General features: G+C 60.2%; 13 protein-coding genes. 7 read left to right on the top strand and 6 right to left on the bottom strand.

Annotated elements, in window-relative coordinates:
- Nucleotides 1-37: 37 nt before the first annotated feature.
- Nucleotides 38-1,663, top strand: a complete 1,626-nt coding sequence (locus GDV60_RS07860; RefSeq protein WP_092234386.1) for a methyl-accepting chemotaxis protein — start codon at nt 38-40, stop codon at nt 1,661-1,663.
- Nucleotides 1,664-1,734: 71 nt separating this feature from the next.
- A complete protein-coding gene (locus GDV60_RS07855; RefSeq protein ID WP_092234383.1) occupies nt 1,735-2,631 on the top strand; it encodes a DMT family transporter in 897 nt (298 codons plus the stop codon).
- A 30-nt stretch (nt 2,632-2,661) separates the two neighbouring features.
- Here the strand turns inward: GDV60_RS07855 and GDV60_RS07850 are convergent, their stop codons facing one another.
- Nucleotides 2,662-3,522 carry a DMT family transporter gene (locus tag GDV60_RS07850; RefSeq protein ID WP_029292352.1) on the bottom strand — a complete coding sequence of 287 codons (861 nt, stop codon included), beginning with the start codon at nt 3,520-3,522 and terminating at the stop codon, nt 2,662-2,664.
- Nucleotides 3,523-3,967: 445 nt separating this feature from the next.
- Between GDV60_RS07850 and GDV60_RS07845 the strand changes: the two genes are divergently transcribed.
- Together GDV60_RS07845 and GDV60_RS07840 are read left to right on the top strand one after the other, a co-directional pair.
- Nucleotides 3,968-4,516 carry a hypothetical protein gene (locus tag GDV60_RS07845; protein WP_070995111.1) on the top strand — a complete coding sequence of 183 codons (549 nt, stop codon included), beginning with the start codon at nt 3,968-3,970 and terminating at the stop codon, nt 4,514-4,516.
- 42 nt (nt 4,517-4,558) lie between these two features.
- On the top strand, nt 4,559-4,723 hold the full coding sequence (locus tag GDV60_RS07840; protein WP_159439625.1) for a hypothetical protein: 165 nt from the start codon (nt 4,559-4,561) through the stop codon (nt 4,721-4,723).
- Between the two features lie 44 nt (nt 4,724-4,767).
- On the opposite strand, the gene GDV60_RS07835 is transcribed toward GDV60_RS07840, so the two are convergent.
- Together GDV60_RS07835 and cysK are read right to left on the bottom strand one after the other, a co-directional pair.
- Nucleotides 4,768-5,706 (bottom strand): aspartyl/asparaginyl beta-hydroxylase domain-containing protein, encoded by a 939-nt coding sequence (locus GDV60_RS07835; RefSeq protein ID WP_092234378.1) that lies wholly within the window; start codon nt 5,704-5,706, stop codon nt 4,768-4,770.
- 301 nt (nt 5,707-6,007) lie between these two features.
- Nucleotides 6,008-6,982 carry a cysteine synthase A gene (gene cysK / locus GDV60_RS07830; RefSeq protein ID WP_159906787.1) on the bottom strand — a complete coding sequence of 325 codons (975 nt, stop codon included), beginning with the start codon at nt 6,980-6,982 and terminating at the stop codon, nt 6,008-6,010.
- Nucleotides 6,983-7,106: 124 nt separating this feature from the next.
- Between cysK and GDV60_RS07825 the strand changes: the two genes are divergently transcribed.
- The 3 genes from GDV60_RS07825 (at nt 7,107) to GDV60_RS07815 (ending at nt 10,336) form a co-directional block, all read left to right on the top strand.
- Nucleotides 7,107-8,183, top strand: a complete 1,077-nt coding sequence (locus GDV60_RS07825; RefSeq protein ID WP_159906785.1) for a DUF748 domain-containing protein — start codon at nt 7,107-7,109, stop codon at nt 8,181-8,183.
- A gap of 117 nt (nt 8,184-8,300) precedes the next feature.
- On the top strand, nt 8,301-9,146 hold the full coding sequence (locus GDV60_RS07820) for a MoxR family ATPase (RefSeq protein WP_029292347.1): 846 nt from the start codon (nt 8,301-8,303) through the stop codon (nt 9,144-9,146).
- Nucleotides 9,147-9,157: 11 nt separating this feature from the next.
- On the top strand, nt 9,158-10,336 hold the full coding sequence (locus GDV60_RS07815) for a VWA domain-containing protein (protein WP_029292346.1): 1,179 nt from the start codon (nt 9,158-9,160) through the stop codon (nt 10,334-10,336).
- 114 nt (nt 10,337-10,450) lie between these two features.
- On the opposite strand, the gene GDV60_RS07810 is transcribed toward GDV60_RS07815, so the two are convergent.
- The 3 genes from GDV60_RS07810 to GDV60_RS07800 are packed head-to-tail and all read right to left on the bottom strand — an operon-like array spanning nt 10,451 to nt 12,806.
- Nucleotides 10,451-11,365: a biotin-dependent carboxyltransferase family protein gene (locus GDV60_RS07810; protein WP_070995108.1), complete on the bottom strand. Its 915-nt coding sequence runs from the start codon at nt 11,363-11,365 to the stop codon at nt 10,451-10,453.
- A complete protein-coding gene (gene pxpB / locus GDV60_RS07805) occupies nt 11,362-12,066 on the bottom strand; it encodes a 5-oxoprolinase subunit PxpB (RefSeq protein WP_029292344.1) in 705 nt (234 codons plus the stop codon). Before pxpB ends, GDV60_RS07810 begins: the two co-directional genes overlap by 4 nt.
- Nucleotides 12,063-12,806, bottom strand: coding sequence for a 5-oxoprolinase subunit PxpA (locus tag GDV60_RS07800; RefSeq protein ID WP_159906783.1), 744 nt, complete (start codon nt 12,804-12,806; stop codon nt 12,063-12,065). The genes pxpB and GDV60_RS07800 overlap by 4 nt, the downstream gene beginning before the upstream one ends.
- Nucleotides 12,807-12,829: the final 23 nt, after the last annotated feature.

Here is a 12,829-nt window from a genome sequence, read left to right as displayed (position 1 = left end):
CTTGGGAACGGATTTAAATCGCCCAAGGAGCATTGCAATGTCATTGAGGAATATGGGGATCGGCCTGCGCGCCAGTCTGAGTTTTGCGGTATTGGCCGGCCTGCTGGTGCTGGTCGGGTTGTTTGGCCTGGGGCAGATGGCCAAGCTGCGCGAAAGTGCCGCCATCATTGAAACGGCTTGGATGCCGAGCATCGAGAACATCCACGACAGCGCCGCCAACGTCGCGGCGATCCGCCTGGAGGCGCTGCGCTTGTTGACCACCGATGAGTCGGCGGTGCGCGAGCGCAGCAAAGGTTTGATCGCCAAGGAGCGCGCGCAGTTGCAGGAGCGCCTGGACAATCACCAGGCCCTGTTGAGCAATGATCAGGAGCGTCAGCTACTGGACCAGCTCAAAACCGCCGCGGCGGGTTATATGACCATCGTCGACCAGTTGATCCAACGGGTAGACCAGGATGAGCAGATGCAGGCCCTGACCTTGCTCACCGACAAGTTGACGCCCCAGGGCGTGATCCTCGGCCGGAGCCTGGACGCGTTGATCGACTTCAACCAGCAAGGCGCGCAGGATGCGGCGCAATCGGCGGCGCAGGTGTATCAGAGTGCACAGTGGATCGTCGGCGTCATCATCGCGGTCGCCCTGATCGCGACGTTGCTACTGGCCTGGCTGTTGACCCGCAGTATCACCACGCCCCTGGCGCAGGCGTTGCGCGCGGCACGTACGATTGCCGCCGGCGACCTGAGCCAGTCGATCCACGTGCAGGGCAAGGACGAACCGGCACAGTTGCTGGGCGCCCTGGCCACCATGCAGGAGCAATTGCAGGCGACTATTCGCGGTATCAGCGAATCCGCCCAGCAATTGGCCTCGGCCGCCGAAGAGATGAGCTCGGTGATGGAGCAAAGCACTCGCGGCCTGCAAGCCCAGAACGATGAAATCGAGCAGGCCGCCACCGCCGTCACGCAAATGAGCGCAGCGGTGGATGAGGTGGCCGGCAATGCGGTCTCCAGCGCCGAAGCGTCCCAGGCGTCCGATGAAGACAGCAAGCACGGGCACTATCAGATCAGCGAAACCATCAGCTCGATCCAGAACCTGGTCAACGAGGTGCTCGACGCCTCGGGCAAGGCCGAGGGCCTGGCGGTGCAGGCGCAAGACATCAGCAAGGTACTGGAAGTGATACGCGGGATTGCCGGGCAGACCAACCTGCTTGCGCTCAACGCCGCCATTGAAGCCGCCCGCGCTGGCGAGGCCGGGCGGGGCTTTGCGGTGGTGGCCGACGAGGTACGTTCCCTGGCACAACGGACCCAGGACTCCACCGAAGAAATCGAGCAGATGATCACCGGTATCCAGCAAGGCACCCAGGACACGGTCGGAGCCCTCACCAGCAGCGCCGAGCACGCCAGCCAGACGTTGCAACGGGCCAACAGCGCAGGCAGCGCCCTGGAAAAAATCACCGCCGCCATTTCGCAGATCAACCAGCGCAACCTGGTGATCGCCAGTGCTGCCGAGCAACAGGCGTCGGTGGCCCGGGAGGTGGATCGGAGCCTGGTGAACATCCGCGACCTGTCGACCCAGACCGCCGCCGGGGCGACCCAGACCTCGGCCGCCAGCCAGGAGCTGTCGCGCCTGGCGGTGGACCTCAATGGTTTGGTGACGCGCTTTATTGTGTAGTGGATACGTAAAAGATTGTGTCAGGCAGGTCCCTGGGCAACACTCTCGCCCTGATTAAAAAGGAGCTGTCCGTGAGACCTGTCGACACCCTGTACCTGCTGGTACTGGCCGCCATCTGGGGCGCGAGCTTTCTGTTCATGCGGATTATCGCCCCCGAGATCGGCACGATTCCTACAGCATTCTTCCGGGTGTCAATTGCCGCCGCCGGGTTGCTGGTGATCCTGGCAATCCTGCGGGTGAGCTGGGATTTTCGCGGTAAATTCAAGACCGTGCTGTTGCTTGGGGTGATCAACTCCGGGATCCCTGCGACCATGTATTCGGTGGCGGCGCAGGTCTTGCCCGCAGGTTATTCGGCGATTTTCAACGCGACGACGCCGTTGATGGGCGTATTGATTGGCGGGCTGTTTTTCCATGAACGGCTGACGCTGTCGAAGATTACCGGAGTAGGCCTGGGTTTGTTCGGCGTGGGCACCCTCACGCGGGCCGGGCCGGTGGCCTTTGACCTGGAACTGCTGATGGGCGCCCTCGCCTGCCTGCTGGCGACCACCTGCTACGGCTTCGCCGGCTTCCTGGCGCGCCGCTGGCTGGATCAACAGGGAGGCCTGGACAGCCGCCTTTCGGCCTTGGGCAGCATGCTCGGTGCCACATTGTTTTTATTGCCTTGGTTTGGCTGGAGCGCCATCAGCCATCCGCCCGCCAGTTGGGGTGGCTGGAATGTGTGGTTGTCGCTGCTCGGTTTGGGGCTGTTGTGTACGGCGTTTGCCTACATCCTGTACTTCCGCTTGCTGACATCCATCGGGCCGGTGAAGTCGATGACCGTCACCTTCATGATTCCGCCATTCGGCGTGTTGTGGGGTGCATTGCTGCTGGATGAGCCGTTGTCCATGGCCCATCTGTATGGCGGGATGTTGATCGCGGGGGCGCTGTGGCTGGTGCTACGCCCAGGGAAACTGATCAAAACCGTGTAGGCGCCGGCTTGCCGGCGCCTACACGGGGTATCAGGCTTTACGGAAAACGAACACCAAGCCGACGATGATCAAGCCCATCCCCAGCACACTCAGCAGCGCCAGCCGATTGCCAAAGATCAGGTAGTCCATCACCGCAGTCACCGCTGGCACCAGGTAGAACAGGCTGGTGACATTCACCAGGTTGCCCCGGGCGATCAGGCGGTACAGCAGCAGCGTCGCCAACAGTGACACCACCAGCCCCATCCACAACACCGGCAGGTAAAAGCGGCTGCTGTGCTCGAAATGAAAAGGCTGGAACGGCACGAACACTGCGCACAACAACAGGCCCGCCAGGTACTGCACTGGCAAGGTGCCCAATGGGTTCTCGGTAATGCGCTTCTGCATGATCGAGCCCAGGGTCATGCTCGCCAGCGCCAGCAAGCCAAACAGCATGCCGGCCAGGGACATGCCGGCCAGACCGATGCCCTGGTACACCACCATGATCAGCCCCACCAACCCCAGCGCCAGGCCGAATATCCGACGCCATGAACGCTGGCGCTCCATCAACACCACGGTGAGGATCGGTTGCACGCCCATGATGGTTGCCATCACACCAGGGGTGATCTTCAGGTCCAGGGCCAGCAGATAGAAAATCTGATAGGCCCCCAGCAGCACCAGCCCGGTGGCCACCGCATACCACAGCGGTTTGCCCGGGCGCGGCAACCTGAGCTTGAGGATCGGTACCAGCACCACCAGGCCCGCCAGGGCAATGGCAAAGCGGATCAACAGGAAGGCAAAGGGTGATGCATGGGCCAGGCCCAGCTTGGAGAAAATCGCCCCGCTGCTCCACAGCAGGACAAACAGGCTCGTCGAGGCCGCCGCGGCCACGGATTGTTTCGAAAGAACAGACATGATGAACACCTGTAGTCAGGCAAAAAGCCAACTCAGCCAAGGCTGAAATTCAGTAGGTTCGGTACAGGCAGGCAACGGGCAACAGTGATCTGCTGATCAGCCCGAAATGCCAACGCCCGGCGGTGATACGACTGCGTACACCGGCGTGCTACTGACAGGTGGAGGGTAATGACTGATCTGCGCAGGCTGCTGGCTCCCACACGGCACGACCGCAGCGTTGACCGCTGAATCGACTACCGCTATGCGTGGGGAAGCAGGCATGGGCTGATCTTTTTTGAAGGGATTAAAGGTGCTGTGAAACACCTGGCGCCGACTATAACCAGCCGGTGACACGCTTTGCAATGGCTTTGCCAAAAGGCCAGTAAGGACAAGTTGAAAAACCACCTCTAGCCTTGGGAAAAACCAACTCACTCCTCTTCAGGAGGCTTTCGACTCATGACCGCCAATGCCAAAAACACGCGACTCCTTGCGATACCAGCTCTACCGATCCAAAGCTTTACGCCTTGCGAATGCATCGACTCAACAGTGGTACAAAAACCTGAAACACACCGACGCCCAAGGCGCAGAGATCGACTTGACCCATGTCCGTTTTGAATTGATCGACAGCCATGCATTGGCTGCCTATCAGGACTGGGCAGAAGACTCTCACTTCTCATGGGACGAGGTTGCGACATGGAAAGGCCGTGAACCGATGGCGTTCGATTTGTCCCTCTGGTACGACGAGGTGCTCTGTGGGCTGTGCTTTGCCAATCCCAATCAAAGCCGATTGCGGATCAAGGTCATCCGCCTGGAGGGAAGACCTGGAAAATCCCACCCTTTGAAAAGCCGCATAGCATCACTGACGATGATTGCCATCGACCATTACGCGAGAATCATTGGCAGCCAATGGATAGAAATTCAGGAGCCCGCACCCGGGGCTATTCCCCTCTATCAAAACCTGGGCTTTGACTTCGATTCACGGGGCAGGCTTGTGATAGCGGTAGAGAACGAATAGCATCGCAAACATGTTCAATTAATGATCAATCGTGGAGGCTGCATGGGAGAACTTATTAAAAAACCCGTCGCCCGAAAAGCGTCGTCCAAGGCCGGCCAGGAACCTAAAAGCACTGTGCTGACCGCCAATCAGCGCCGTTTTCTCAGCGCGGCTATGGCCGGCAACGTTGAAGAACCAAGCCTTTTGGCGGGTCACACGGAAAAATAAAAGTCATAAAAAAACCGCTCATACGAGCGGTTTTTTTGAACCCATCAGCCAAACAACCAATACACCAACGCCCCCACAACCACCGCCGCCAATACCGGCCGCATGACGCGATAGGCTTTGGGGTGCTTGCGCTTCCACTGCTTGACCACACCACTGAAGCGATCGCTGAAGCTCTTGCTCCAGGCATAGGCCTGGTTGATCCCGCCCACGCGCTCGTCGTCCAGGTTCTGTGGCGCAGTCGCGCGGCCCAATTGGGCACTGACCCAGCGGTTGATACGGGTCATCAATCGGTTGCTCAGGGGGCGTTCGATATCGCAGAACAGAATCACCCGGGTCTTCTCGGTTTCGTTCTTCACCCAGTGCACGTAGGTTTCGTCGAACATCACATCTTCACCATCGCGCCAGGCGTAGACCTGGCCATCGACGAAAATACGGCAGTCGTCGGAGTTGGGCGTCGACAACCCCAAGTGATAGCGCAGGGACCCGGCAAACGGGTCGCGATGGGGATTGAGGTGGCTGCCGCCCGGCAACAGGGCAAACATGGCGCCCTTGACGTTGGGGATGCTGCTGACCAGGGCCACGGTTTTTGGGCACAGCAACTCGGCCGACGGCAGTGGTTTGTCGTACCACTTGAGGTAGAAGCGCTTCCAACCCTTCTTGAAGAACGAGCCAAAACCGGCATCGTTGTTCTTCTCGGCGGCGCGGATATAGCCTTCGTCAAACAGGTGCATGGCCTCGTCGCGGATCACTTCCCAGTTGTCCTTGAGCACATCCAGTTCCGGGAACTTGGTGCGGTCCAGGTACGGCTTGGACGGCACACCCGAAAAGATGTACATCAAGGCGTTGTACGGGGCGAACAGTGCCGAATGGTTGACGAACTGGCGCAGCACCGGCAAACGCGCCTTGCCGCGCAAATGCACGTAAAGCGTACTGCCGATAAACAACAGCAGCACCGACAGCTTGGCGGCCAAAGAAAAGGTCATGCAGCAACTCCTGGAAATAGCCTCCCGGCAGCGGGAAACCCGACATAGCAGCCGGCCATGATAAACACTCCAGGCCGGAGGAAAAACCCGCGTTATCCAACAATACGTTTTAAGGGGTGCGCGGCGAGCAAACAATTATGCATAAAGGGCATCAAACCGGGCTGATTTGGATCAACCCGATTTCTGTAAGAGCAAGCGTGTCTGCAAGGGGCATTCGGGCAAAGAATGAAAACGGTACGCGTGCCTTCTGGTTAGACGCGGCGCCCTCAGGGTCTTCGCGGGCAAGCTCGCTCCTACAGGGTCAGGCCTGGTTTTCCTGGTCGGTGAACAGATCACTGAACAGCATGCTCGACAGGTAACGCTCGCCGGAGTCCGGCAGGATTACCACAATGGTCTTGCCCTGCATTTCTGGTTTCTCCGCCAGGCGTACCGCGACGGCCATCGCCGCACCACAGGAAATCCCGCACAGGATGCCTTCTTCCTGCATCAACCGCAGCGCCATGGCCTTGGACTCATCGTCACTGACCAACTCCACCCGGTCGACCATCGACAGGTCGAGGTTCTTCGGCACAAACCCCGCGCCAATACCCTGGATCTTGTGGGGGCTGGGCTTGATTTCCTCACCGGCCAACGCCTGGGTAATCACCGGCGAGCTGATGGGCTCCACGGCCACCGAGAGGATCGGTTTGCCCGCTGTATTCTTGATGTAACGCGACACACCGGTGATGGTCCCACCCGTGCCGACACCCGCTACCAGCACATCCACGGCGCCATCGGTGTCGTTCCAGATTTCCGGGCCGGTGGTTTTTTCATGGATGGCCGGGTTGGCCGGGTTGTCGAACTGGGCCGGCATGAAGTAGGTCGCCGGGTCGCTGGCAAGGATTTCGCCGGCTTTCTCGATCGCGCCCTTCATGCCCTTGGCCGGCTCGGTCAGCACCAGTTCAGCGCCCAGGGCCTTGAGCACCTTGCGCCGCTCGATGCTCATGGAGGCAGGCATGGTCAGCAGCAACTTGTAGCCACGGGCAGCGGCGACAAAGGCCAGGCCAATCCCGGTGTTACCTGACGTCGGCTCGACGATGGTCATGCCAGGCTTGAGTTTGCCGCTGCTTTCCGCGTCCCAGATCATGTTCGCGCCGATCCGGCACTTCACCGAATACCCAGGGTTACGCCCTTCGATCTTGGCCAGGATGGTCACGCCACGGGGCGCGATGCGGTTGATCTGAACCAGGGGCGTGTTACCGATGGAGTGCGCGTTGTCTGCAAAAATGCGGCTCATGGCGGGGTCCTTTAGGCGGTTTCAAGAAGGCAACAAGGGTATGCCTCGTACTCCAAGGCGTCCAGTCGAGGAACGTTGGCGCTGCCTGCGTAGTCAACCGCCTATACACAGGGAGGAAAAACCTATGAAGCGTCGCTACAGTTGGCCGATATGGACGGTCGCCGGGCTGGTGGTCGTGCTGGTGGCACTGGATATCGCCCTGCCCTACCTGGTGCGCAACTACCTCAACGAAAAACTCGCCGACATGGGCGACTACCGTGGCCAAGTGACTGATGTCGACCTGGCGCTATGGCGCGGCGCGTACCGGATCAACGGCCTGCAGATCGTCAAGGTCGATGGCAAGGTGCCCGTACCGTTCGTCAAGGCCCCGGTGATCGATCTGTCGGTCAGCTGGCATTCCTTATGGTACGACCATGCGGTTGTAGCCGAAGTGCAATTCGTCGAGCCAGAACTCAACTTCGTCGACGGCGGCCCCAACAAACAGGCGTCCCAGACCGGTCGCGGCACCGACTGGCGGGCACAACTGGGCAAGTTGCTGCCCATCACCCTCAACGAAGTGCGCATCGACGACGGCAAGATCGCCTTTCACAACTTCAATTCAAAGCCGCCGGTCAACATCGGCGCCACCCAGGTCAACGCCAGCCTCTATAACCTGACCAATGTGGTGGACGTCGAAGGCAAGCGCGATGCGCGCTTTGACGGCAAGGCCATGTTGCTGGGGCATGCACCACTGGAAGCCAGCGCGACTTTCGACCCGCTGAGCAACTTTGAAGACTTCGAGTTCCGCTTCCGCGCCCGTGATATCCAGCTCAAGCGCATGAACGACTTCGCCTCGGCCTATGGCAAGTTCGACTTCAAAGCCGGCACCGGCGACGTGGTCATCGAGGCCCAGGCCGAAAAAGCCCAACTGACCGGTTATATCAAGCCACTGTTGCGGGACGTGGAAGTCTTCGACTGGCAGCAGGATGTGGAGAACAAGGACAAGGGGATTTTCCGCTCGATCTGGGAAGCCGTGGTCGGCGCCAGCGAAACCGTCCTGAAGAACCAGAGCAAAAACCAGTTCGCCACCCGAGTCGAGCTCAGTGGCAGCGTGCACCAGCAAGATATCAGCGCATTCCAGGCGTTTTTGCAGATTTTGCGCAATGGTTTCGTCCAGGCCTTCAATGCCCGCTACGAACAACCCAAGCCCAGCGCGGATTGACCGTGGCGTGACTGGTCATTCAGAGACTGAATAACCCGTCTGCGTTCACAGTCACCGGGGCTGCGCGCTATAGTCGCAGGCATGCTGACTACCGGCGTCATGTTCGAGGATTGAGAAATGAAGTTCGAAGGCACCCAGGCCTACGTTGCCACCGATGACCTGAAACTGGCGGTCAACGCTGCCATCACATTGGAGCGCCCGCTGCTGGTCAAGGGCGAGCCGGGCACCGGTAAGACCATGCTCGCCGAACAACTGGCCGAATCATTCGGCGCACGCTTGATTACCTGGCACATCAAGTCCACCACCAAGGCGCACCAGGGCCTGTATGAATACGATGCGGTCAGCCGCCTGCGCGACTCGCAGCTGGGCGTGGACAAGGTCCATGACGTGCGCAACTACCTCAAGAAAGGCAAGCTGTGGGAGGCTTTCGAGTCCGAAGAGCGGGTGATCCTGCTGATCGACGAGATCGACAAGGCCGACATCGAGTTCCCCAACGACCTGTTGCAAGAACTCGACAAGATGGAGTTCTACGTCTACGAAATCGACGAGACCATCAAGGCCAAGAAGCGCCCGATCATCATCATTACCTCCAACAACGAGAAAGAGCTGCCGGACGCGTTCCTGCGTCGCTGCTTCTTCCACTACATCGCCTTCCCCGACCGCACCACCCTGCAGAAAATCGTCGACGTGCACTACCCGGACATCAAGAAAGACCTGGTCAGCGAAGCGCTGGACGTGTTCTTCGACGTGCGCAAGGTGCCGGGCCTGAAGAAAAAACCTTCCACCTCCGAACTGGTGGACTGGCTCAAGCTGCTGATGGCCGACAACATCGGCGAAGCGGTGTTGCGCGAGCGTGATCCGACCAAGGCCATCCCGCCACTGGCCGGCGCCCTGGTGAAAAACGAGCAGGATGTGCAACTGCTTGAGCGCCTGGCGTTCATGAGCCGTCGCGGCACTCGATAAGGGCTTTTGCCATGCTGCTCAACCTGTTCAATGAAATGCGTGCAGCCAAGGTGCCGGTCTCGGTGCGTGAGCTGTTGGACTTGATCAACGCCCTGAAACAACGGGTGACCTTCGCCGACATGGACGAGTTCTACTACTTGTCCCGGGCGATCCTGGTGAAAGACGAGCGCCATTTCGACAAGTTCGACCGTGCCTTCGGCGCCTACTTCAACGGCCTGGAAAAACTCGACGATCACTTGCAGGCGCTGATTCCCGAAGATTGGCTGCGCAAGGAGTTCGAGCGTTCGCTGAGCGATGAAGAGCGCGCGCAGATCCAATCTTTGGGCGGCCTGGACAAGCTGATCGAAGAGTTCAAGAAACGCCTGGAAGAACAAAAGGAACGCCACGCCGGCGGCAACAAATGGATCGGCACCGGCGGCACCAGCCCGTTCGGTTCCGGCGGCTTCAACCCCGAGGGTATTCGCGTGGGCGATGCCGGCAAGCGCCAGGGCAAGGCGGTCAAGGTCTGGGATCAACGCGAGTACAAGAACCTCGATGATTCGGTGGAGCTGGGCACGCGCAATATCAAGGTGGCGCTGCGCCGCCTGCGCAAATTTGCACGCCAGGGTGCGGCCGAAGAGCTGGATATCGACGGCACCATCGACCACACCGCCCGCGACGCTGGCCTGCTAAATATCCAGATGCGCCCGGAACGGCGCAACACGGTCAAATTGCTGTTGCTGTTCGACATCGGCGGCTCGATGGATGCCCACGTGAAGATCTGCGAGGAGCTGTTTTCGGCCTGCAAGACCGAGTTCAAGCACCTGGAGTACTTCTACTTCCACAACTTCATTTATGAATCAGTGTGGAAGAACAACATGCGCCGCACCTCCGAGCGCACCTCGACCCAGGACCTGCTGCACAAGTACGGCGCTGACTACAAGGTGATCTTTATCGGCGATGCGGCCATGGCGCCTTACGAAATCACCCAGGCCGGTGGCAGCGTGGAGCACTGGAACGAGGAGCCGGGGTATGTGTGGATGCAGCGGTTCATGGAGAAGTACAAGAAGCTGATCTGGATTAACCCGTACCCGAAAGATACCTGGGGCTATACCTCGTCGACCAATATCGTGCGGGATTTGATTGAGGACCAGATGTATCCGCTGACCTTGCGGGGATTGGAAGAAGGGATGCGCTTTCTCTCTAAATAGGTGGTGAATTCACTGACGCTATCGCAGGCAAGCCAGCTCCCACATGGAATGCATTCACATACTTTACTGTGTGAAAACAGTTTAAATGTGGGAGCTGGCTTGCCTGCGATGCCTTTAGCGGTTCATAAATCGCTGCAAATAGCTCAGATGCTCACGGTGCGCCGTCTCCTGCATCACCGGTGCCAACCGCACCTTCTCCCCCGGCAGGCACTGGGCCAGGCGCGCCAATGACAACGGCGTCAACGCACCCAATCGCGGGTAGCCGCCAATGGTCTGCCGGTCATTGAGCAACACAATCGGCTGCCCATCCGGCGGTACCTGGATCGCGCCCAAGGGGATGCCTTCGGAGATCAGCGACGCGCCCTGATACGCCAGCGGCGTGCCCAGCAGGCGCATGCCCATGCGGTCGGCGCGGCTGTCCAGGGCCCATTCGGTGTTAAACGCATCGAACAGGCTCTGGCCGCTGAACTGGCCGATCTGCGCACCGAGAATCACGTCCAGAGGCGCCGCTGGGTGTAATTGCTCCACAGGCAACTCACGCAAATTGCTGCTCGTGCCGCAATAGGCAAGCGTAGCGCCTTCAGCCAGGGCCCGGCCAAACCCGTCCAAACCGCCCAAGGCCTCGCGGCCAACACTGGCACAACTGCCCAGCACCTTGGGCGCATCAAAACCTCCCGGCGCCGCCAGGTAAGCCCGTGCGCCACGGTGTGGTTGGGTGAAGCGCAAACGCTGGCCTTTTTGCAGAATGAAACTACGCCCTGGGCTGACGGCACGCTCGTCGATGTACGCCCCCAGGTCAGCACCGGCCAGTGCCAGCACGCAATAGCCTTGGGCCTGGACGGTAAAACCGCCCAAGGTGATCTCCACCACCGGCGCATCCAGTGGATTACCCAGCAGCCAATTGGCCCAGGACATCGACACCCAATCCAGCGCGCCACCCTGGGTCACGCCCAGATGCCGCACACCAAAACGCCCGGCGTCCTGCAACAGGCACAGCGCGGTGCTGGCCTCGATCAACAAGCGGCTCATGCCTGGGCCTCCAAGGGCGTGTCATCGCCACCCAGGTTGATAAATTCAGCGCGGCCGATGGCTTCGAAACGCACACTGTCGCCTGGCTGCATGAGGCTGTAGCCATCGCGCTCGCGGTCGAACAGTTTGGCCGGGGTGCGGCCGATCAGGTTCCAGCCCCCTGGGGACTCCACTGGGTAGGCTGCGGTCTGCCGCTCGGCGATGCCGACGCTGCCCGGCGCCACGCGTTTGCGCGGGGTGTTCAGGCGTGGCGCGGCGAGCTGTTCTTCGACCAGGCCCATAAAGGCAAAACCTGGGGCAAAACCCAGGGCGAAAACCTGATAGTGATGCTGGCTGTGGCGCCGAATCACCTCGTCGACCGCAAGCCCGCTGCGCTGGGCGAGCAAGGTCAGTTCAGGGCCGACGCTCAGGTCGTACCACACCGGCAACACGTGACAGTGCCCGCTGCCCTGGGCCTGTGGCTGCAGGTCGGTAAGCGCCTGATCGATCAGCTCCCGTGCCTGTGCCGGACTCAGCGCCAGCAGGTCGTAATGCACCATCAGCGTCGTGTAGGAAGGCACCAGGTCCACCAACGCCGAGCCAAAGCCCTCGCGCAGGCGGCGCGTGGCGGCGAGCATCCAGGGCATGTTGTCTTCGGCTATTGCATCAAACAGGCGCACCATCAGGCAGTCGATGGCCACTACTTCAATCCGTGGCTTCATGGTGGCGTCAACGCCTGGCGAATGCGCTGCACCGCTGCCACCGAGCTGGCGTTATCGCCATGCACGCAAAGAGTGTCGGCCTGCAACAGCAAGGGGCTGCCATCGCTGGCGACCAGGGTTTCGCCACGGGCAATGGTCAGGGCCTGCTGGAGGATGACCTGCGCATCATGATGCACGGCTCCGGGCAACTGGCGCGAGACCAGGTGCCCGGCGTTGTCATAGGCGCGGTCGGCAAAGGCTTCGAACCACAGGGTCACGCCATACTCATCACCCAGGGCCTGGGCGGCGCTGTTGTCGCGGGTAGCCATGAGCATCAACGGCAGCCTCGCGTCGTACGCCGCCACGGCCTGGATCACCGCGCGCAGTTGCGCAGGCTTGGCCATCATGTCGTTGTACATCGCGCCATGGGGCTTGACGTAGCTGACCCGGCCACCCTGGGCCCGGCAGATACCGTCGAGGGCACCGATCTGGTAATGCAGCAGGTCCTGGAGTTCCTCGGCCCCATACGCCATGGAGCGGCGGCCAAAGCCTGCCAGGTCCTGATAGGCCGGGTGCGCACCGATCTGCACGCAATGCTGCAATGCCAGGGCGACGGTCTTGCGCATGATGCTCGGGTCGCCGGCGTGGAAGCCGCAGGCAATATTGGCGCAATCAATGAATGGCATGACCTCGGCATCCAGACCCATGGTCCAGGCGCCAAAGCTTTCGCCGATGTCGCAATTCAGTAGCAGGCGGCTCACGGTGAAGACTCCTGTAGGCTTTA

The sequence above is a fragment of the Pseudomonas sp. DTU12.1 genome (assembly GCF_009873475.1).
Taxonomy (GTDB): Bacteria; Pseudomonadota; Gammaproteobacteria; order Pseudomonadales; family Pseudomonadaceae; genus Aquipseudomonas; species Aquipseudomonas proteolytica.
The sequence above is the reverse complement of the archived record's forward strand: the minus strand, read 5'-3'. Positions and strand labels throughout refer to the sequence as shown.